The organism is Clostridium sp. AM33-3 (assembly GCF_003480315.1).
In the GTDB taxonomy this organism is placed as follows: domain Bacteria; phylum Bacillota; class Clostridia; order Lachnospirales; family Lachnospiraceae; genus Brotaphodocola.
In genome coordinates this window covers 25,539-48,002 of the sequence record NZ_QUIV01000009.1, presented here as the reverse complement: position 1 = coordinate 48,002, position 22,464 = coordinate 25,539, and the positions used below count along the sequence as shown (strand labels likewise).

Annotated in this window: 16 protein-coding genes, 1 other RNA gene and 1 pseudogene; 14 read left to right on the top strand and 4 right to left on the bottom strand. The window is 50.0% G+C overall.

The annotated features are described in order from the left end of the window. The first annotated feature begins 163 nt into the window (after positions 1-163). From ssrS to DW819_RS07060, 8 genes are all read left to right on the top strand, one after another. Positions 164-341: non-coding RNA, 6S RNA (ssrS, locus tag DW819_RS07095), on the top strand. Between the two features lie 152 nt (positions 342-493). After that, positions 494-1,747, top strand: coding sequence for an AI-2E family transporter (locus tag DW819_RS07090; protein ID WP_347560183.1), 1,254 nt, complete (start codon positions 494-496; stop codon positions 1,745-1,747). A gap of 8 nt (positions 1,748-1,755) precedes the next feature. Further along, positions 1,756-4,014, top strand: a complete 2,259-nt coding sequence (locus tag DW819_RS07085; RefSeq protein WP_118732705.1) for a SpoIID/LytB domain-containing protein — start codon at positions 1,756-1,758, stop codon at positions 4,012-4,014. Between the two features lie 258 nt (positions 4,015-4,272). After that, positions 4,273-5,502 (top strand): 6-phosphofructokinase, encoded by a 1,230-nt coding sequence (locus DW819_RS07080; protein WP_118732704.1) that lies wholly within the window; start codon positions 4,273-4,275, stop codon positions 5,500-5,502. Positions 5,503-5,604: 102 nt separating this feature from the next. Beyond that, positions 5,605-6,117, top strand: a complete 513-nt coding sequence (locus DW819_RS07075) for an SEC-C metal-binding domain-containing protein (protein WP_118732703.1) — start codon at positions 5,605-5,607, stop codon at positions 6,115-6,117. 72 nt (positions 6,118-6,189) lie between these two features. Further along, the gene (locus DW819_RS07070) at positions 6,190-6,942 is read left to right on the top strand and encodes a class I SAM-dependent methyltransferase (protein ID WP_177304691.1); all 753 of its coding nucleotides are present in this window, start codon (positions 6,190-6,192) and stop codon (positions 6,940-6,942) included. 27 nt (positions 6,943-6,969) lie between these two features. Further along, positions 6,970-7,851 carry an Hsp33 family molecular chaperone HslO gene (hslO, locus tag DW819_RS07065; protein ID WP_118732702.1) on the top strand — a complete coding sequence of 294 codons (882 nt, stop codon included), beginning with the start codon at positions 6,970-6,972 and terminating at the stop codon, positions 7,849-7,851. Positions 7,852-7,893: 42 nt separating this feature from the next. Further along, positions 7,894-8,439: a DUF5662 family protein gene (locus tag DW819_RS07060; RefSeq protein ID WP_118732701.1), complete on the top strand. Its 546-nt coding sequence runs from the start codon at positions 7,894-7,896 to the stop codon at positions 8,437-8,439. Between the two features lie 13 nt (positions 8,440-8,452). Here the strand turns inward: DW819_RS07060 and DW819_RS07055 are convergent, their stop codons facing one another. The 3 genes from DW819_RS07055 to DW819_RS07045 all read right to left on the bottom strand — a co-directional run bounded on the left by DW819_RS07055 (position 8,453) and on the right by DW819_RS07045 (position 11,369). After that, a complete protein-coding gene (locus DW819_RS07055; RefSeq protein WP_118732700.1) occupies positions 8,453-8,707 on the bottom strand; it encodes a hypothetical protein in 255 nt (84 codons plus the stop codon). A gap of 141 nt (positions 8,708-8,848) precedes the next feature. Continuing rightward, positions 8,849-9,640 (bottom strand): N-acetylmuramoyl-L-alanine amidase family protein, encoded by a 792-nt coding sequence (locus DW819_RS07050; RefSeq protein ID WP_118732699.1) that lies wholly within the window; start codon positions 9,638-9,640, stop codon positions 8,849-8,851. Positions 9,641-9,755: 115 nt separating this feature from the next. After that, positions 9,756-11,369 (bottom strand): CTP synthase, encoded by a 1,614-nt coding sequence (locus tag DW819_RS07045; protein WP_118732698.1) that lies wholly within the window; start codon positions 11,367-11,369, stop codon positions 9,756-9,758. 209 nt (positions 11,370-11,578) lie between these two features. Between DW819_RS07045 and ftsH the strand changes: the two genes are divergently transcribed. Further along, positions 11,579-13,483: an ATP-dependent zinc metalloprotease FtsH gene (gene ftsH / locus DW819_RS07040; protein WP_118732697.1), complete on the top strand. Its 1,905-nt coding sequence runs from the start codon at positions 11,579-11,581 to the stop codon at positions 13,481-13,483. A gap of 47 nt (positions 13,484-13,530) precedes the next feature. Here ftsH and DW819_RS07035 read toward each other — a convergent pair whose 3' ends face one another. Further along, a complete protein-coding gene (locus DW819_RS07035) occupies positions 13,531-13,968 on the bottom strand; it encodes a hypothetical protein (protein WP_118732696.1) in 438 nt (145 codons plus the stop codon). Positions 13,969-14,079: 111 nt separating this feature from the next. Between DW819_RS07035 and addB the strand changes: the two genes are divergently transcribed. The 5 genes and pseudogenes from addB to DW819_RS07015 all read left to right on the top strand — a co-directional run bounded on the left by addB (position 14,080) and on the right by DW819_RS07015 (position 22,453). Further along, on the top strand, positions 14,080-17,502 hold the full coding sequence (addB, locus tag DW819_RS07030; protein ID WP_118732695.1) for a helicase-exonuclease AddAB subunit AddB: 3,423 nt from the start codon (positions 14,080-14,082) through the stop codon (positions 17,500-17,502). Beyond that, on the top strand, positions 17,484-21,092 hold the full coding sequence (gene addA / locus DW819_RS07025; protein ID WP_118732694.1) for a helicase-exonuclease AddAB subunit AddA: 3,609 nt from the start codon (positions 17,484-17,486) through the stop codon (positions 21,090-21,092). Before addB ends, addA begins: the two co-directional genes overlap by 19 nt. A gap of 175 nt (positions 21,093-21,267) precedes the next feature. Next, positions 21,268-21,681 (top strand): annotated as a pseudogene (locus DW819_RS16130) (MATE family efflux transporter); the annotation flags it as partial. A gap of 24 nt (positions 21,682-21,705) precedes the next feature. Then, the gene (locus tag DW819_RS16125; protein WP_347560185.1) at positions 21,706-22,179 is read left to right on the top strand and encodes a DUF6472 family protein; all 474 of its coding nucleotides are present in this window, start codon (positions 21,706-21,708) and stop codon (positions 22,177-22,179) included. A gap of 22 nt (positions 22,180-22,201) precedes the next feature. After that, a complete protein-coding gene (locus DW819_RS07015) occupies positions 22,202-22,453 on the top strand; it encodes a DUF4321 domain-containing protein (protein WP_118732692.1) in 252 nt (83 codons plus the stop codon). Positions 22,454-22,464: the final 11 nt, after the last annotated feature.

Below are 22,464 nucleotides of genomic sequence, written 5' to 3'. Positions count from 1 at the left end.
AATAGGATAAATGATATAATGAATGCGGTTTTCAGTATACAAGAATCTGCGGGAAAAAGCAAGAAAGTGCAGATGAACTGGAAACTCGAGGATGTTTCGAAAAGGAACTTGAAAAAGAACACTACATGTTGTATAATCAGTTCAGAACAAACAAGACAGCAAGTAATTCCTGAAGTGTTCGACAACCTTACCCATTTTGAACCTACATTACTGACTAAGGGATTCCTATATCTGCCGGCAGATGTCAGGCCTCCATCGAGTGGAAGGCAGAAACCAGCGTGCGGTTGCCCACCTAGCTTCGCTAGGCGTCAATAAGTAAGAACGGCACATTCGGGATTACAAAAGAGAAAAGAGCAGCGGAGAACCCGCTGCTTTTATTGTGTTATTTTATGATTTATTAACTTTATCTTTATATTGCGGTGTGATAAACTATAAATAGTGTGCATAGTTATCCATTGTGATTAAACCATGCATGTTCTGGGAATCATATTCCATGAAAGGATCAATGAACATGAAGAATGATAAGTACCGCACCTACATATACTGGGGTGTGACAGCTCTGACCGTGCTGCTGCTTCTGGTCGCGGCAGTGTTTGTGGTCATGCGCTGGTCTCTGGTGGCAGCGCTGGGAGCAAAAATCGCGAATATTCTTGCACCCGTGATTTACGGCGCTGTCTTTGCCTATCTGCTGAATCCTGTGTATAACCGGGTACAGGCAGCCGTCATGAAAATGACAGAAAAGATCATTACACAGGAAGAAGGCCGGAAACGGCTGGGAGGTTTTTTGGGTACGCTGGCAAGCTTGTTTTTGCTGATAGCTGTGGTGGTCGGCCTCATTTCCATGCTGATTCCGCAGTTGATCAACAGCATTCGCGGTGTTATGGAAACCCTGCCGGCCAGCATCAACAATCTGGAAATCTGGCTGGAAAAGGTTCTGGCAGACAATCCGGATCTGGAGCAACAGGTCATGCAGCATTATGGCGCAGCAGCAGATTATCTGCAGAACTGGCTGACAAATGTAGTGGTACCGAACATTTACCGGATCATTGGAAGCGTATCCAGCGGAGTGGTACTGGTGGTACGGGCCGTGTTTGATATTCTTATCGGTCTGATCGTTATGGTCTATCTGCTGAATATGAAAGAGAAACTGCTGGCTCAGGCCAAAATGATCATTTACGGTCTATTCCCGTTAAAGATTGCAAACAAAGTGATCGAGGAAGGCCGGTATGTGCATCAGGTGTTTGGCGGATTCATCATTGGAAAACTGCTGGATTCCCTGATTATCGGCCTGATCTGTTTTGTGCTGCTTGGTTTTGCAAATATGCCGTATGTGTTGCTGGTCAGTGTCATCGTAGGTGTGACCAATGTGATTCCGTTTTTCGGCCCGTTTATCGGAGCAATCCCGAGTGCATTCCTGATTCTGCTGTCAGATCCAATGAAGTGCCTGTATTTCCTGATTTTTATACTCCTTCTGCAGCAGTTTGACGGAAACATTCTCGGCCCGAAGATCCTCGGAGATTCGACCGGTCTTTCCAGCTTCTGGGTGCTGTTTTCCATCCTGCTGTTTGGCGGACTTATGGGCTTTGTGGGAATGATCATTGCGGTCCCGACGTTTGCGGTCATCTACCGCCTGGTGACAGAGTATACAACGTGGAAGCTTGGAAAAAAAGCACTGTCAGGTAGCCTTGATTCATATGACAGGCTGGATTATATCGATGAGACAGAACAGACTTATATGAAAAAATAGAGGAATTTATGAAAAAATGGAATATGATCCGGTGGATTCTCGGAATTCCGGTGATCGTCCTGACGCTTATTCTGGTGATCCTGATCTGTGAACCGGAAAAATCAGGAATCACCAGGGCGGCGGCTGCAAAGTCAGTCGCCCTTGCTCTTTTATCGCCGGAAGAGTTAAATGCCTGGGAAAAAACGTATGGGGCATCCCGCTTTGCAGCAGATGAAGTAGGAGAATGGTATGTTCCCTATCTGGATTATCTGTATGAAAATGACTATCTGGACGAAGCAGAGACTCCGGCCGACCGGGAACATGCAGAAGGATTTCTGACCTACCGTGAGGCGGCCCGGATCGCGGAGCAGCTGTCCGGAAATCTGAAACGGCTTGTCCCGGCAAATCGTCGGAACGGGGAGAAGGCATATCCCGCGGAGGACTGGTGGCTTCTATATGATTCGCTGTTAAAGGAAGCAGACCGGGAGGGTGCGGTACATACGGAAACCGTGTGTATATACGGAACTCCGGAAAACATTCAGGGCTGTCCGGCATGGACTGCGTACACCAGCCTGGGTACTCTCACATTCTATGGTCTGTCACTGGATTCCTATGTAGATCATGAGCTGTCCGTATTGCTGCGGGACGGCGAACTGATCCATGTGCAGAAAGATGAGGGACAGAATACCCTGTACCGGAATGTGTGGATCCTGGATGGGGATAGTCAGGGGCTGATGGTATATATTGGAGATATTCAGCGCAGGATCCCGTTTCGGAAAAATTATAAAAAAACGGATGAGCTGATCGGGAATCTGGCAGATCTGACCATGGACCGTGGAAAGATCACAAAGGTTTCCGTAAAGAAAGAGCGGATTAGCGGAAAAGTCCTTTCTGTTCAGGCGGCATCCATTGAACTGGAAGGCTATGGAACTGTACCGCTGGATACGGAATATAAGGTATTAAAGACTTACGGGGATGTAAAACGGCAGCAGCTTTCGGATATTCTGGTGGGAAGTGAAAACCAGGAATTCGTCGTGGCAAAGGGGAAAATCTGTGCGGTGATAAAAGAACGGGAGGATGCTGCAGACCGGATTCGCGTGTTGATCATGGGGAATGGTTTTGAGAGCCGTTATCATGAGAAAATCGAGATCACCTGTTCGGGAAGCATCAAAAAGATTCAGGGAGATTCTGAAACCATGCTGGATCCGGCAAGTGTGATTTCTGTGACCAGCGGGGACGGCACCTGCAGCGAGCGTCTGATCCTGGAGCCGCAGGATGGCAGCGAGCTGACGGTTAACAGTCTGGCCAGGGCGCAGGGAACTCCGTCCTATGGCGGACGTCTGGAAATTCTGGATACGGAAAACGGTCTGGTGCTTGTGAATGAGATTGATCTGGAAGCGTATTTAAAGAAGGTAATTCCCAGTGAGATGCCATCCAGCTACGAAAAGGAAGCCCTGAAAGCTCAGGCAGTCTGCGCCAGGACATACGCGTTTGTACAGAGCAGGAGCAACAGCTACAGCGAATATGGCGCGCAGATTGATGACAGCACCCAGTTTCAGGTTTATAATAACGTAGACCCGGACGAGAAAACGGCCCAGGCCGTGCAGGAAACCTATGGAAAAATGCTTTATTATAACGAGAATCCGATTACAGCCTATTATTTTTCCACATCCTGCGGTACTACCACCAACGCAGCTATCTGGGACAGTGATCCGGAAGATACGCCGTATCTGCGCTGTCTGAGTCTGCAGACGGCAAGAAGCCGGTTAAGCTTTGCCAGTGAGGAGGCCTTTGCTTCGTTCATCAAAAAAAAGAATTTTCCTGCATATGATGCTTCCTATCCGCTCTATCGTTGGAATTTCAAAACCAACGGAACCATCATTGCGTCCCATGTGGGCGGGGTTGGAAAGATAACCGGTGTTTCTGTGACAGAGCGCGGGCCGGGCGGTGTAGCCATGAAACTTCTTGTAAAGGGAAGTGAGGGAGAAACCACAATATCGGGCCAGAATGCCATCCGCAGCGCACTGGGAGATGCCTCCCTTACGCTGACCCTTATGGATGGAAAAACCTCGGACGGCTGGTCTCTGCTTCCAAGTGGTTTCCTCGCTATAGAAGAAACAGGAACGGATGAACAGGGGGTGGTTCAGTTTCGTGTTTACGGCGGTGGCTACGGGCATGGTGTAGGCATGAGCCAGAACGGTGCCCAGGGCATGGCCAAAGCCGGTATGGGGTATGAAGAAATCCTGAAATATTTTTATGATGGCGTGACCATCGAAGAAAAGGAATAAATATTTTCCTGAAATGTATAAAGAAAGAACGGGAGGACATAATAGGAGTAGTACCAAAGAAAAGAGAAATACTTATCCTCCCCTTTTTAGTAAGCTCCGGCGCGAGAACGCGCTGGGGCTTATTTTTTGTGAAAACTTATAAAGAATACATGAAATATGAAACCGGATGGTTGCATTCAGGCAGGAATCTTCGTATAATAAGGAAACATGTGTAACACCAGAAAATAGCTACAGATAGAGACAGAAATGAGGACAGATATGAAAAATCTATTAGTTGGACAGTCTGGCGGACCTACCGCTGTGATCAATGCAAGTCTGTACGGTGTCGTGAAAGCGGCACTTGCATCACCGGAAATCGACCATGTGTATGGAATGGTCAACGGCATTGAGGGAATGCTGCAGGATCATACGATCGACCTGGGAGAGAGTCTTTCGGAAACGGAACTGGAGCTTTTGAAGCTGACTCCGGCGGCGTATCTCGGTTCCTGCCGCTATAAGCTTCCGGAAAGCCTGACGGATGCTTTTTATGAGACCATTTTTGACAAATTCCACCGGATGGAGATTGGTTATTTTCTGTACATTGGAGGCAATGATTCCATGGATACCGTCAGCAAGCTTTCCCGCTACGCAGCCCATCACGGAAGTGACATTCGCTTTATCGGTATTCCGAAGACTATCGACAATGACCTGGTCCTGACGGATCATACGCCAGGCTACGGCAGCGCGGCAAAATATGTGGCGGCTTCCGTGCGTGAGATCGCGCTGGATGCTTCGGTATACCAGCAGAAGGCGGTCACTATTGTGGAACTTATGGGACGCCATGCCGGATGGCTGACGGCAGCCAGTGCGCTGGCCCGTAAGTTTGAGGGAGACAATCCGGCGCTCATTTATCTGCCGGAGGCGGATTTTGAACTTGAGCAGTTCGCAAAAGATTTAAGAGCCGCTCTGGAAAAACAAAACAGCGTAGTGGTTTGTGTATCGGAGGGTATTTCCGATGCATCCGGAACGTTCATCTGTGAGTACGGAGATGAGGCCATGGTGGACAACTTTGGACACAAGATGCTGACTGGCTGCGGCAAGGTTCTGGAGAACTTTATCCGACACCGCTTTGGTGTGAAGGTACGCTCCGTGGAACTGAACGTGAATCAGCGCTGCAGCGGTATGCTGGCTTCGGAAACAGATATCGAAGAGGCAGCGGAGGCCGGACAGAAGGGCGTGGAGGCTGCTGTGGCGGGAGAAACAGGAAAGATGGTGGCTTTTGAACGCGTGCAGACAGAGCCTTACCGTATGGAATGCCGTCTGGTGGATGTGAACGAGGTTTGCAATCTGGAAAAGAAAGTGCCGCTGGAATGGATCACCGGACATGGAAGTGATGTCGGTCAGGAATTCCTCGATTATGCCCGTCCGCTGATCAAAGGAGAACCAAAACGCCCCATGGAGGATGGAATTCCGAAATATTTATACAGAAATGGCGGATTTACGGTATAAAAGATTTGCAAAATATGGAGAAATGTTATATACTTATCGGGAATATGCACGTGAAGAACTTAACATGCGCACAGGATTATAGAAGAAGGAAGGATACACAATATGGCAACCTTATTAGAAAACTGGAGAAACCTTGCCTATGGCAACGGTCTGGATGATAAACAGAGAGAGCAGCTTTGGACTGGTTATTTTACCATTGAGAAGGGCATCTACGAGCAGATCTTAAGCAACCCTGCAGAGGTTGTTTCCGGCACAGTAAAAGAGCTGGCTGACAAATACCAGACCGAGGTTCTGATCATGACCGGTTTCCTGGATGGCATCAACGAGAGCTTAAAGGGTTACGAGAACCCGATCGAGACCATGGATGAAAACACCCAGGTTAAGATTGAGATCGACCCGGAGAAGCTGTACTACAACATGGTAGAGGCAAAGGCTGAGTGGCTGTATACTCTTCCGCAGTGGGATTCCATCTTAAGCGAGGAGAAGAGAAAAGAGCTGTACAAGCAGCAGAAGGCTTCCGGAACCGTTCGCAAGGCAAAGAAAGTTTTCCCGAACGATCCGTGTCCGTGCGGAAGCGGCAAGAAGTACAAAAAGTGCTGTGGCAAGAACGCATAAGGAAATGAACGGTAAGCAGGAGTGTTCGAAAAACATTCCTGCTTTTCTTTCCGATAGAAGGAGGTTTCAAACGTGGAGGCATATACAGGTTTTGCGTCCGTGTACGATCTGTTCATGGACAATATTCCCTATAAGGACTGGTGCGCTTATGTGACCGGTCTTTTAAAAGAACATGGCATATCAGACGGCCTGCTCCTGGATCTTGGCTGCGGGACCGGAAAGCTTACACGGCTGCTGGCTGCGGAGGGCTACGACATGATCGGCGTAGATCTTTCCGAGGAGATGCTGGAGATCGCGCTGGAGCATGAGATGGAAGACCCGAAGCAGATTCTGTACCTTCAACAGGATATGCGGGAGTTTGAACTGTACGGCACCGTTCGTGCCATTGTCAGTATCTGCGATTCCATGAACTATCTGGAAGACTATGAAGATCTGGTACAGGTTTTAAGGCTGGCAAACAATTATCTGGATCCGAAGGGGATTTTCATCTTTGACATGAATACCGTGTACAAATACCGGGAACAGCTGGGTGAACAGACCATTGCGGAAAACCGGGAAGAGAGCAGCTTTATCTGGGAAAATTATTTTGACGAAGGTGAGATGGTCAATGAATATGACCTGACTTTGTTTATCCGGGACGAGGATGGCCGTTATTCCAAATACGAAGAAACTCATTACCAGAAGGCCTTTGAGATCAGTGAGGTGCTTAAGGCTGTGAAGGAGGCCGGCATGGAGCTGGTAGCTGTATACGATGCCTTTACCAGAGAGCCGGTGAAGGAAAACAGCGACCGGGTTTACTTTGTTGTGCGGGAGTGCGGAAAGTAAGCTTACAACAAAAGGAGGAACGACAGTATGTCTGATTATATTATCCGAGCAACTGCGGCAGAGGGCCAGATTCGCGCCTTTGCCGCTACGACAAAAGAATTGACTGAGTTTGCGCGCCAGGCTCACAATACCAGCCCGGTGGCAACGGCAGCCCTGGGACGTCTTCTGACGGCAGGCACCATGATGGGCGTCATGATGAAGGGCGCAGATGACATCCTCACCATCAAGATCGAAGGTGACGGCCCGATCGGAGGTTTAACCGTAACCGCTGATTCTAAAGGTGATGTCAAGGGCTATGCCTACAATCCGGAGGTTATGCTTCCTCCGAATGAGAAAGGAAAGCTGGATGTCGGTGGTGCCCTTGGTATTGGCGTGTTAAGTGTCATCAAGGATATTGGTTTAAAGGAGCCGTATGTAGGCCAGACGATTCTCGTGACCAGTGAGATCGCGGAGGATTTAACCTACTATTTTGCAACCTCTGAGCAGACTCCTTCCAGCGTGGCCCTGGGCGTGCTGATGAATAAGGACAATACCGTACGCCAGGCAGGCGGATTTATTTTACAGCTGCTTCCGGGCGCTTCTGAGGAGGTTATTTCCACTTTGGAGAACCGCCTAAAAGAGATTACATCCATCACATCCCTGCTGGATGCGGGCAATACTCCGGAGATGATCTTAGAGCACATTCTGGGTGATTTCGGTCTGGAAATTCTTGATAAGATCCCGACTCAGTTCGCCTGCAACTGCTCCAGAGAGCGCATCGAGAAGGCTCTGATCAGCATCGGAAAGAAAGAACTGCAGGAGATGATCGATGAAGGCAAGACCATCGAGATGAACTGCCACTTCTGTAATAAAAATTATCCGGTGACAGTGGAAGAACTGAAAGGGCTGCTGGAGAAAGCGGTACGATAGACAGAGGAAACGTTTATACGAGATATCAGGAGGTTTGGAAGGATGGAGCATAAGGCATGGCACCATTTTCTTACGATTACACAGCATAAGCTTCTGGTTATGCAGAATTGTTTCAGAGTAGGGCTGTTTAAACAGGGACTGCTGCATGATCTTTCCAAGTACAGTCCGGCAGAATTTTTGACAGGAGTCCATTATTATCAGGGGGACCGCAGCCCAAATGCGGCAGAGCGGGAAGAAAAAGGATATTCTTCCGCATGGCTCCACCACAAGGGCCGGAACAAGCATCATTTCGAATACTGGATTGATTTTTCCAGAACCAGTCAGGGCATTGCCGGAGCAAAGATGCCGGTCAATTACCTGGTGGAGATGGTTATGGACCGCATTGCGGCCTGTAAGGTGTATCGGGGAAAAGATTACACTGATGCGTCAGCGTGGGAGTATTATCAGCGCGAACGCCCTTATCTGAACAGTGCCATGCATACTGAGACAAAGGCAGAGCTGGAAAAGATCCTCATCATGTTGAAGCAGCGCGGAGAAAAGACAACGTTTTCTTATTTGCGGAAACTTTTGAAAAAAGGAAATTATTAGTCCGTATGGTTTATCATGATCCGTGAAAGATATCTGCAGGATAATGATAAATCTCAGCATAAGATTCCAGAACTTCGTCGGAATCGGTGCCAGAGGGAATCAGGCCCGTACAGTCGGTAACGGATGCGGCCCGGACAGTCAGCGTATCTGGATCATCGGTTCCATACGGGTCATGTACAGGAATTTTTACGGGGCTGTCTGCCGGTCTGACCGGAGGCAGCTCCTTTTTTCGGACGGTTTCAAGATTTTGCAGCATGTTGTTTTTCATGAAATTCATCTCCTTTGTCAGCAGTATGCGCAGGAACGGTGGATTCATACAGTGACTGACAAGGAAACAGAAAACAAAAATACCAGATTCCGGAAAAAACTCGGGATCTGGTATTTTTATGCATGTGGGTTAGTATAAATGTCAGCTTCTGGAAGAACCAGCTACAACGACATTCTGTCTGCCGTTTTCATCATCTGCAGCGCTTGCCTGGGAAGACTGCTGGTTCTGCTGGCTGCTGCTCTCAGAACCGGTAGTGTGGGACGGAATGCCGGAGAGAGTAGTGGTGCAGGTACCGTCTGCATTGAAGGTGTAGCTTACACCGCTGATGGTCTTGGTGGTGCCTGCTACCATGACGCCGTTTGACGGATCGAAGTAGTAGGTTGCGCCGTTGACGTTGTGGAAACCGGTCTGCATCTTGCCGTCCTCACCGAAAAGGAACCAGTTGCCGTCAACCGGCATAGCCACGTTCAGCATGCATTTTCCGGAGGCCGGATCAAAGTAGTATTTGGAACCGTCAATCGTCTTCCAGCCGGTTCCAAGGGAACCATCGTTGTCCATGTGATAGTAGCTTCCATCCAGATTCAGCCAGCCGATGACCAGAGTGCCGTCGGACTGTCCGTAGTAATATTTGTCAGATGCGGCATCGTGGATCAGGCCGGTCTGCATGATCCCGTTGGAACCGAAGTAGTATAATTTGTCATTGATCTTCTTAATGCCGGTGGACATTACGCCGGTGGAAAGATCCATATAGTAGTAACCGTCGCCAGTCTGTACCCAGCCCTTATGTAAGGTGCCGTCGGTATCATAGTATACATAGGAGCTTCCATTCTGTACCCAGCCGGTGGCTGCCAGAGCAGTGATGCCGGTAGCAAGGGTAACGGTTCCTAATACACCTGCAGTGACAGCTGCAGCAACGTAACGCTTTATTTTCATAATAAAACATCCTTTCTTTTGTCAGCGGTAATCGTTTTTTTCATAATTCAGTATAACCTTGTGAAAACGTGGATTCAAGAGGTTTTCACGATTATTCAGAAAAATGTAAGGTGTTTTATTTATGCTTTTCCTGATAATCCAGAGATGCCTCAATGAAGCCCTTGAACAGAGGATGTGGACGGTTCGGTCTGGATTTTAACTCCGGGTGTGCCTGTGTAGCCACAAACCATGGGTGATCCGGCAGCTCGATCATCTCGACGATGCGGCCATCCGGTGAGATGCCGGAGAGCATCATGCCGTGCTCCTGCAGTACGGTACGGTAGTCATTGTTGACCTCATAGCGGTGACGATGACGCTCATGGATGGTTTCGGTACCGTAGAGTGCATAAGCTTTGGAATCCTTGTTCAGGACGCATGGATAGGAGCCAAGACGTAAGGTGCCGCCAATGTCCTCGATACCGTCCTGATCCGGCATCAGATGGATCACCGGATGCGCGGTGGAAGGATCCAGTTCGGCGCTGTGTGCGTCAGAGTAGCCAACGACATCGCGCGCAAATTCCACGATGGAGAGCTGCATGCCAAGACACAGACCCAGGAACGGGATCTGGTGTTCGCGTGCATATCTGATAGCCTGAATCTTGCCCTCGATACCGCGGGAGCCGAAGCCGCCTGGAACCAGAACGCCGCTGACATCAGCGAGAAGCTCACCGATATTCTCCGGTGTTACAGTTTCAGAGTCGATCCATTTGATGTTGACGCTGGCACGATTTGCAACACCGCCATGCTTTAAGGACTCAACTACGGAAATGTAAGCATCGTGCAGCTGGATGTATTTGCCGACCAGGGCAACCGTTACCTCTTTCTCCGGGTGCTTCCATGCGTCGATCATGGCACGCCACTCAGCCAGATCCGGCTCCGGGCACGGAAGGTTCAGGCACTGGCAGGCAACCTCAGCCAGATGCTCCTCCTCCATGGCAAGCGGTGCTTCGTACAGGACCTCTACATCCAGGTTCTGGAGTACATGAGTCTTTGGAACGTTACAGAAGAGGGCAATCTTGCCGCGCAGGCCATCATCTAACGGATGTTCACTGCGGCATACCAGAATGTCCGGCCAGATGCCCATAGCCTGCAGGTCTTTTACACTGGCCTGGGTCGGCTTGGTCTTAAGCTCACCGGATGCTTTTAAATATGGAATCAGGGTGACATGGATGAGAATGGCATTTTCATGACCGACCTCATGCTGGAACTGACGGATAGCTTCCAAAAACGGCTGGCTTTCGATATCACCGACGGTTCCGCCCACCTCAATAATAGCAATCTCAGTATCGGTGGTGGAATAGTTGCGGTGGAAGCGGCTCTTGATCTCATTGGTGATATGCGGGATGACCTGAACGGTACCTCCGCCAAAATCACCGCGGCGTTCTTTCTGGAGTACGCTCCAGTATACCTTACCGGTGGTGACATTGGAGTTTTTGGTCAGGCTCTCATCGATGAAGCGCTCGTAGTGGCCAAGGTCCAGATCGGTCTCGGCGCCATCGTCGGTAACAAAAACCTCACCATGCTGGACCGGGTTCATGGTACCCGGATCAATATTGATGTACGGGTCGAATTTCTGCATGGTTACTTTGTAGCCGCGCGCTTTCAGCAGACGCCCAAGGGATGCAGCTGTGATACCTTTACCGAGGCCGGAAACAACGCCGCCGGTAACGAAAACATACTTTACAGGCATGGAAAAACCTCCTTTTATGATAATTGTATTATGTGGGGTGTGTAACAAAAGAACTGTCGAAAAAATAACGGAACTATTATACAGCGCTGTTATTCCAAAATCCAGATGTTTTTTTAAAACTTTATTTTTTTAAGTGACCTGTCCTTGATTTATGGAAAGACTGCCTTTATAATGGTTCATAAATGCAAAAACAGGAGAAAAGTTCTTTTATGGATAAACAGCAGAACAATCAGCCGCAGGATGGTGAAAACGGAAGTAACGGAAAATTTCCAAAAAACCAGTTTTATATCGTCCTGATCGCGGTATTTATCACCTTTGCGATCGCGGCTTTTATGAGAAGTTACATGATTGACAAAAGTCAGAAGGAGATTACTTACGACGAGTTCGTTTCCCAGCTGGAAAACGGAGACATTGAGGCAGTCACCATCCGCAACACCCAGATTGATATTCAGTATAAGGAAGACTCCGGGGAGTATAACCCAATCTTAAAAACCTATACGGTTCCGGTGGAGCGGGACTATAAACTGACAGACCGGCTGCTGGCGGGCGGTGTTGAGATCCGCAGGGAGCGCCAGGACAGCATGGCCATGATCGAGTCTCTGCTCAGTTTTATCCTTCCGTTTGTACTGATTGTTGTCATGATGAATTTCATGATGAAGCGCATGGGTGGTGTGGGAAAAAGCACTGCCAAGATGTACATGCAGAAGGAGACCGGCGTCACATTCGCAGATGTGGCCGGTGAGGACGAGGCAAAGGAATCCCTGGTCGAGCTGGTGGATTTCCTGCATAATCCGGGAAAATATACCCATATCGGTGCAAAGCTTCCGAAGGGTGCCCTGCTTGTGGGCCCGCCGGGAACTGGTAAGACACTGCTTGCCAAGGCTGTGGCAGGAGAAGCAAAGGTTCCGTTTTTCTTTCTGTCCGGTTCGGATTTCATGGAGATGTATGTGGGCGTGGGTGCCTCCCGTGTCCGCAGCCTCTTTAAGCAGGCGCAGCAGAATTCCCCCTGCATCATTTTCATTGATGAGATCGATTCCATCGGCCGCAGCAGAAGCGGGGGAACTGGTGGAGGAGAATCGGAACAGCAGCAGACGTTAAACCAGCTGCTTTCTGAGATGGATGGAATGGATACTTCCAAGGGTCTTTTGATCCTGGCAGCCACCAACCGTCCGGAGGTGCTGGATCCGGCCCTCCTGCGTCCGGGCCGTTTCGACCGCCGCGTCATTGTAGACCGCCCGGATCTGAAGGGCCGGGTCGATATTTTAAAGGTACATGCCAAGAATGTCTCCCTGGATGAAACAGTAGATTTACAGGCAATTGCGCTGGCAACCGCAGGTGCGGTTGGTTCGGACCTTGCAAACATGATCAATGAGGCAGCTATCCTGGCAGTCAAGAATGGGAGAAATGCCGTGAGCCAGAAGGATCTGTTTGATGCCGTGGAAGTTGTTCTTGTGGGTAAGGAAAAGAAAGATCGTGTTCTCAGCAAAGAGGAGCGCAGCATTGTTTCCTATCATGAGGTTGGGCATGCTCTGGTAAGTGCCCTGCAGAAGGATGCGGAGCCGGTGCAGAAGATCACCATTGTACCGAGGACGATGGGGGCGCTTGGCTATGTTCTGAACGTGCCGGAGGAGGAGAAATACTTAAACAGCAAGAAGGAGCTGGAAGCCAGGATCATTGTATTTCTGGCGGGACGGGCGGCAGAGGAGCTTGTGTTCCATTCCGTGACGACCGGCGCCGCAAACGATATCGAGAAGGCCACCGGTATTGCCCGCGCCATGGTAACCCAGTATGGTATGTCTGATAAGTTCGGGCTGATGGGGCTGGCTGCACGTCAGGATCAGTACCTTTCCGGACGCACCGTGATGGACTGTGGAGAGGCAACCGCTGCCGCGGTAGATGATGAGGTCATGCGGATCTTGAAAGAATCTTATGAGGAGGCAAAGCGCCTGCTTGCGGAGAACCGGGATGTGCTGGATCAGATCGCTGCTTTTCTGATTGAAAAGGAGACCATCACCGGAAAAGAATTCATGCAGATCTTCCGCCGCTGTAAGGGAATTGCGGATCCGGAAGAAGAAACCGATACAGAAACGAAACAGGACCAGGCTGAAGCATAAGGCTTTGCCATAACAGAAAGCTGCGCCCACAGTCTGACCGGAAACGGTCAGACTGTGGGCGCAGCTTTTTTCAGGGCCTTTTTCACAGCAGTTAAGAGCACCTGGCATGTGTAGCGGGTTTCTTCCGGATAGGTCAGATGTTCCAGAGACTGTGCGGTTAAAATCTGATCGGTGAGATTGCTTAAGGATGGCTGCATAAGCGGGTACATGGTTTCCACGGCATCACTGAGTGGTGTCATGGTAATGGAGGTGATCCGGTCTGCGTCTACCGATACCTCCACATTGATTTCCTGCGTACCAAGAGTAATGGAGGAGGTGTAAATGCCTGGTATGTACTGCGCTTTTGCGGAGGCAGGAGTGCTCTCCTTTCCTGGGCGGAACATCACCAGCAAAAGCAGGATCAGAAGGATCCCGAGACCAACAAAGATTGCGGTGTAGATGATCTCTTTCATTCGAAGGACAATGATCTTGGTTTTGGAGCTCATGGGAGACCTCCGGGAATGTTTGTTATAATCTATTCTCAGGGATTCTCTTTTATGCTATACTGAAAGATACGTATTCAGAACAGAATTTAGATACAGGAAGGGAAAGAGCATATGGCATTGCAGCTGATTTTGGGCGGTTCCGGTTCCGGAAAAACTACATATCTGTACGACGAAGTGATCCGCCTTTCCATGGAACATCCACAAGAGCAGTATTTTCTGATCGTGCCGGAGCAGTTTACCATGCAGACCCAGAAGGATATAGTGACCCGGCATCCGAACCACGGTACCATGAATATTGATATCGTGAGCTTTGCCCGCCTGGCCTACCGGATTTTTGAGGAGCTGGCGGTGGAACAGCTTTCTGTGCTGGATGACATGGGAAAGTCCATGGTGCTGCGCAAGGTGGCTGCGGCCCAGAAACGGCAGCTGGTCTTATTTGGCGGACAGTTGAGCAAACCAGGCTTTGTAGGACAGTTAAAATCCATGCTTTCCGAGTTTTATCAATATGGCATCACACCGGAGGCACTGCGGGAGATGGCGCCTTCAGCCAGGTCTCCGCTGTTAAGGCAGAAGCTCGAAGATCTGGCCCTGGTAGAGCAGAGCTTTCAGGAATATATTGAAGGGCATTACATTACGACAGAGCAGGTACTGGATGTGCTTTGCAGGCTGATCCCGGAGTCAGGGCTGATCCGAAACAGCGTCATTGCCCTGGATGGCTACACAGGGTTTACACCGGTCCAGTACCGGCTGACGGAGCTGTTTCTGGTTTACGCGAAGCAGGTTTATGTAACGGTGACGGCCGACGAAGCGGCAGGTATTTACGGGAAAATGGGGATTCAGAACCTGTTTTACATGAGCCGTCAGATGGCAGTCCGCCTGTCGGAGATTGCGGAAAAGAATCAGGTGAAAAAACTGCCGGATATTATACTTGGCGAACAGAAAAACCGCCGGTTTGCCCGGCGTCCGGAGCTTGCCTGGCTGGAGCAGAATCTGTTCCGTTATGGGACAGAAACTGCGTATACCGGTGAAGCTACAGACAGTATCGTCTTTTTCCAGGCATCCAATCCATCGGGTGAGGTCAGTCATATCGTTCATGAGATCCAGCGGCTGGTACAGGAGGGAAAAGCCCGCTATCGGGAGATCGCGGTCATCACAGGGGATCTTCCAGGATACGGAAAAGAAATCACGCATCAGTTTACCCAGAATCAGATCCCGCATTTTATGGATGACAAGAAAAATGTACTTGATAATTGTCTCGTGGAACTGATCCGGGCCTCTCTTGAGGCAGTACGCCAGGACTTCTCTTACGAGAGTGTCATGCGCTATCTGCGTACCGGTCTGGTGAGTCAGGAGCGTACGATGGTGGACCGGCTGGAAAACTATATCCTGGCCATGGGAATCCGCGGAGGAAAGCGATTCCGGGAAACCTGGGAGCGGACCTACCGGGGTGCCGGGGACTTAAATGTGACAGAGGTGAATGCCTTTAAGGACCGGGTGCTGGCGCCTCTTTTTGCCATGCAGGAGCGTTTCCGTCAGGCGGATCTGACGATAGCAGGCATGACAGAAGCGGTGCTTACGCTGCTTGCAGACTGCAGGGCAGAGGAACAGCTGGAAAGCTATCAGGAGTATTTTACAAAAATCGGGGAACACCGACTGGCAAAGGAGTATGGCCAGGTGTACGGTCTTGTAACGGAACTGTTAAAGCGCCTGTCAGATCTTCTGGGAGAGGAGCGCGTGAGCCGGAAAGAGTATCTGGAAATTCTGGATGCCGGCTTTGCGGAGCTGAAGGTAGGTGTTATTCCGGCAGTGGCAGACCGGGTTGTGGTGGGGGACATTACCAGAACACGTCTGGCTCATATCCGGGTGCTCTTTTTTGCCGGCGTCAACGATGGAATCGTACCGGCAAGAAAAGAGCGGGGAAGCCTGCTTTCAGACCGTGACAGGGATTTCCTGGGAGAGCATCATCTGGAACTGGCCCCCACCGCGAGGGAAGAAAGCTTCCAGCAGCGGTTTTATCTGTATCTGATGATGACCAAGCCATCGAAGCAGCTCATTTTGTCCTGGTGTCGTACCGGCGCAGACGGAAAGAGTCGTCGTCCATCCTTTCTCATTGGGGAGCTGCGGGCCATGTTCCCGGATGCGGTTCTGACGGATCAGGAGACGCAGATGGATTCTGAAATTTACTCTGTGGCAGAGGCGAAGCAGAGACTGTCCACGAAACTGGGACAATACCGGGACGGACAACTGGAGCAGGATGAGGAAAAAGCGCAGTTTCTGGAATTATACCGCTGGTTTGCGTCCTCAAAAGACAATCAGAAGATTCTGCGCCGTTTCATGGATGCAGCTTTTTTCGTTTACGAGCAACAGGGCATTTCCCATGCGGTAGCAAAGGCTCTGTACGGGGAAATCCTAAGCGGCAGCGTGACCCGGCTGGAGCAGTATGCTGCCTGTGCCTACAGTCATTTTCTCAGGTATGGTCTGGAGCTGTTGGAACGGAAACGATTTGAATTGGCTTCTTCCGATATTGGAACGTTGTTTCATGAGTCCATTGATCTGTGTTTTCGCAGGGTGAAGGAAAAACAGTATGACTGGCATACCATGACGAATGAAACCAGAGATATGCTGGTGGAGGAATGTGTGGCTGCCGTGACAGAAAACTATGGAAATACCATTCTTGGAAGTTCGGCAAGAAATCGCTATCTGGCCCAGCGGGTGGGGCAGATCACAAAACGGACGGTGTGGGCGCTGCAGCAGCAGATCAAAAAAGGTGACTTTATTCCGACCGGATTTGAGGTATCCTTCTCTGCGGCAGATAACCTAAGTGCCATGAAGATTGCTCTTTCAGAGAGCGAGGCTCTGCATCTGCGCGGAAGGATTGACCGTATGGATGTCTGTGAGGATGGCGGAAAGGTCTATGTCAAGATCATTGATTATAAATCCGGAAGCACTTCATTTGATCTGCTGGCACTTTACTATGGCCTGCAGCTCCAGCTGGTGGTTTATATGGATGCAGTGACAGAGATGGCACAGCATCATTATCCGGATAAAGAAATCGTTCCGGCAGGCATTCTGTATTACAACATTGCGGATCCGCTGGCAGAGAAAAAGGGCCAGCCTGATCCGGAGAAGATCGATGCGGAGATTTTGAAGAAGCTTCGCATGAACGGTCTGGTAAACAGCGAGCTGGAAGTGGTCCGTCATCTGGACCGGACGATTGAGAAGGAATCAGATGTGATCCCGGTAGTCTTAAAAGACGGTGAGGTACAGGCAGGACGTTCTTCGGTGGCAAACCGGGAACGCTTTGCGCGGTTAAGCCAGTTTGTGCACCGGAAATTAAAGGAAGCAGGACAGGAAATCCTGGATGGTGAGATTGGTGTGGCACCATACAAAAACGGCCAGCGCACCGCCTGCGATTATTGTCCATATCATGCAGTTTGCGGGTTTGACCGGAAAACATCCGGCTATGAATTCAACCGGTGGAAAAACCGGAAAACAGAGGAAATCTGGGAGGAAATATGCAGAGAGCAGCAGTAAACTGGACCAGGGAGCAGAGCCGGGTCATTGAAAGCCGCGGAAAAAATCTGCTTGTCAGCGCGGCGGCAGGAAGCGGAAAAACAGCGGTTTTGGTAGAGCGCATCATCCGCATGGTGACAGAGGGAGAAAACCCGGCCGGAATCGATGAACTTCTGGTTATGACTTTCACCAATGCGGCGGCAGCAGAGATGCGGGAGCGGATCGCGGCGGCCATAGAGCAGAGATTAAGGGAGGATCCGAAGAATGGCCATCTTCAGATGCAGGCCACACTGGTCCATCATGCCCAGATCACCACGATCGACAGTTTTTGCCTGAATGTGATCCGGGAGCACTTTCATTTGCTGGACCTGGATCCGGCATTCCGCATCGGTGATGAGGGTGAACTGCTTCTTATGCGGGCCGATGTTATGGCTGAGCTTCTGGAGGATGCTTACGCTTCTGGCGGCAGCCGTTTTGAACAGTTTGTTGAGACCTTTGCCCAGGGAAAGACGGATGCCGGAATTGAAGATTACATCATGCAGGTTTACCATTTTTCCCAGAGCAATCCCTATCCAGAGCAGTGGATCGCAGACTGTCGGAAGGAACTGGCAGATGAGCAGTCGGGCCCGTGGATGGAGTTTCTGCTTCAGGATTTAAAACGCCAGGCGGCAGAATTGAGGATTCAGATGGAGGATGCCAGTGATATCTGCCGGGATGATGAATTTCTCTGTGCCTATGAGCCGGCATTTCTGGAAGATGTGTTTCTGTTAAAGAGACTTTCGGAGGCGGAAGATTTCACTGCCTTTCACGGACTTCTTACCGAAGCCGGATTTGGGAGGCTTGCTGCAGTGCGGAGCAGGGAAGTTGATCCGGAGAAAAAGGCCTATGTGACCGGATGCCGTGACCGGGTGAAGACTGCCATCAAAAAAATGAAAGAGCTGTATGCGTTTGACACGCTGGAAAACATGTTTGCCGATCTGGAGGGAACCAGGGAAGCAACGGGAGTGCTGTTAGATCTGGCAGAACAGTTTGCGGAGAGGTTTCAGGCAAAGAAGCGGGATAAAAATCTTGTAGACTTTAACGATCTGGAGCATGAGGCATTGAAGGTGCTGATCCAGGTCCGGGAGGATGGAACACACATCTATACGGACGCGGCGGATGAACTGAGCATGCAGTACCGGGAAGTGCTGGTGGATGAGTATCAGGACAGTAACCTGGTACAGGAGGAGCTGTTGAAGGCAGTTTCCCGTGAGCGTTTCGGCCAGCACAATGTGTTTATGGTGGGGGATGTAAAACAGAGCATTTACCGCTTCCGCCTGGCAAGACCGGAACTGTTTCTGGAAAAATACCATGCCTATCCGTCTGAACCGGAGGAAAACGGCCCGGATCTCAAAATCGAGCTTCATCAGAACTTCCGAAGCCGGGATACGGTGCTGACCGGGATCAATGATATCTTTTACCGGATCATGACGGAAAATCTCGGAAATATCTGCTATACGGAGGATGCGGCCCTGCATCCCGGCGCGGTCTTTGCAGAGGCAGCGGAGCCGGAACGAGTGGGCGGCCTGTCAGAGCTTCTTATGGTCGACACCGGAGATGAGGCTCTGGCAGGACTGGATGAGGAAACGGCAGATTACACCGCAAAGGAACTGGAGGCGAAATTGATCGCTGCAAAGATCAGGGAGATGACAGATCCGGAGCATGGCTTTCTGGTATGGGATAAAAAAGCAGGGGAGGGCGGAGGCTATCGAACGGCCCAGTTTCGCGATATGGTGATTCTCCTGCGCAGTACTGCGGGCTGGACGGAGACGCTTTTGCAGATTCTTTTAAATGAAGGAATACCGGCGTATGCGGAGTCCCGTATGGGGTATTTTAATACGCTGGAAGTGGAGACCGTGTTAAGTATGCTGGCAGTGATCGACAATCCCATGCAGGATATTCCTCTGGCAGCGGTCTTAAAATCACCGGTGGTTGGCATGAGTGACCGGGAACTGGCAACGATGATGGCAGATTACCGAAGCTGCGCGGATAAGGGGCAGGACCGCGGTATCTACGCAGCTGCTGTGCGCTGGAAACGCCTGAATGGTTTTTTTGAAAAGCTGGAGCAGTTTCGTCTGCTTGCTTCCTATCTGCCGATCCATGAGCTGATTTACCGGCTGTACGAGGAAACAGGCTATTATGATTATGTTTCGGTGATGCCTGCAGGAGAGACCAGACGGGCGAACCTGGATATGCTGGTGGAGAAAGCGTCGGAATATGAGAAAACCAGCTACAAGGGGCTGTTCCATTTTATCCGCTATATCGAAAATCTGAAGAAATATAACTCCGATTTCGGCGAAGCGTCCACAGTGGGAGAGGAAGATAACACCGTGCGGATCATGAGTATCCATAAGAGCAAAGGACTGGAATTCCCTGTTGTTTTTCTGGCAGGAATGGGAAAGAAGTTCAACAGGCAGGATGTATACGGAAAAGTCCTGATCGATCCGGAACTTGGCATTGCCGCCGATTATCTGGATGCAGAGCATCGGGTGAAAACTTCTACGATCAAGAAAAACGTACTGCGACGGAAGATGGAGCTGGACAGTCTCGGAGAGGAATTACGTGTGCTTTATGTTGCCATGACAAGGGCAAAGGAAAAGCTGATCATGACCGGAACAGACCGAAGCCTCGGGAAGACTCTGGAAAAGTACAGCCAGATTCCGCTTGCGAACGGACAGATTCCCTATACCATTCTTTCCGGTGCGGCTTCCTTTCTGGACTGGATCCTTATGTGTACCGGCCAAACCGGAAACGGACTGGGAATTCTGGTGAGGAAAATTCCGGTCATGGAATTTATTGGCAGTGAGCTGCAGCGTCAGGTACTGAAAAGGAATGCAAAGGATGTGCTTCTGGAGTTTGATACGAAACAGGAGTACGACAGAGATTTTGGAATGCAGCTGAAAGAACACCTGGAATTTGTCTATCCCTACATGGCAGATGTAACCTTGCACAGTAAGATGTCGGTATCAGAAGTGAAAAAAATGGGCCAGCCCGCCGATGATGAGTCGGAGGTACCATTTGAGCCTGTGAAAAAAGCATCGGACGCATCTGTGGATTCCGGGACCGGAGCTGCCCGCGGCAGTGCGTATCACCGTGCGCTGGAACTTCTTCCCTTTGACAGGATCCGGAGTCTGGAAGATGTGGATGCCTGGCTGACGCGGTTTGTGGAAGAAAAGCAGTATACGTCAGAGAGTCTGCAGATGGTAGACAGCACTGTGCTCTGGACCTTCCTCTGCTCAGAGACAGGACGACGCATGGCTAAGGCCCAGGCATCAGGAAAACTTCATAAAGAACAGCAATTTGTCATGGGTATCCCGGCGCGGGAGATCGGGCCGGTGGACAGCGACGAGCTGGTGGTGATACAGGGTATCATTGATGCGTATTTTGAGGAAGATGGAGAGCTGATCCTGGTGGATTACAAGACAGACCGGATCCGGAGCAGCCGAATCCTTTTGGATCATTATCAGAAACAGCTGGACTATTATGCCAGGGCGCTGACCCAGCTGACCCGAAAAAATGTCCGGGAAAAATGGATCTATTCCATGACCATGCAGAAGGCTATCCAATGCTGATCCGGCGTGAAAACAGAAAAACCGGATTGCATAATTCTCCAAAAAGTGGTAGCATTCTAAAGGCGCGGTGCTCGCAAACGTCGTTTTTCAGGCAGTGCCGCTTCAGATTTTACGGAATGTGAGGATAATATATTGTGATGAAAGACCTGACTGAGGGGAATCCGCAAAGCGTTATGAGCTGATGAAGACTTCTGTGTACACGACGCTGATTTCTGCTTCGGTTCTTTCTGTTGTTCTGACGGGACTCGGACTTCTGGGAAGCCGTTTTCTGATGCGCATGATCCAGACATCGGATAATATTTTTAATCTGGGCGATCTCTATCTGCGGATCTATATCGGAAGCTTTGCATTTCTGTTTTTATATAATGTAGCAACCGGTATTTTTACATCGCTGGGCGATTCGAAAACGCCGCTGTATTTCCTGATCGGTTCTTCTCTTGGCAACATTTTTTTGGATTACTGGTTTGTGGCAGGCCTGCACTGGGGGGGAGCCGGCGTGGCGTGGGCAACCTTTATTGCCCAGGGCATTGCCTGTGTGCTGGCACTCATTACCATGGTGAAACGCCTGAGGCAGATTAAGACAGATAAGAAAGCAGAGTACTTTTCCGCAGATATGTTAAAGCGGATCGCGCACATTGCGATTCCGAGTATTTTGCAGCAGAGCTTTGTCTCCATTGGCAATATTTTTGTGCAGGGACTGATCAACTCCTTTGGTTCCTCTGTGATTGCCGGTTATTCCGCGGCAATTAAACTGAATACCTTTACCATTACCAGCTTCACTACGCTTGGCAACGGAATTTCAAGCTTTACCGCCCAGAACATCGGCGCCGGAAAAGTAGATCGTGTAAAGCAGGGAATGGTCTTGAGAAAACATTTACCTGAAAGGAATGTATCCATGAAAAAGAAAAAGCAGCAGGGAAGCTGTGAAAGCTGTCTGTATTACGAGTATGATGAGGATTATGAGTGCTATGTGTGCGAAGTGAACCTGGATGAGGATGAGATGGCGCGCTTTATGGAGGATCGTTTTTATGACTGTCCCTATTACCGCCTGGGTGATGAATATATGATCGTACGCAAACAGATGTAAGGCAACGGGGAGGAAACAAACAATGCGAAATAAGAATTTCTGGATTCTGCTTTTAATGCTGCTGGCAGGAATCGTGCTCGGCGGCTTTCTGGGAGAGGCAACCAAGAGCATCAGCTTGCTGTCCTGGCTGAATTTCGGACAGTCTTTTGGATTAGACACTCCGCTGGTATTAAATCTTGGCGTGCTGGTCATTACCTTTGGCCTGACCATCCGCATTACCATGGCCAGCATCATCGGTGTAGCCATTGCACTTTTGATTTATCGTTTTTTGTAGATATTTGTGAT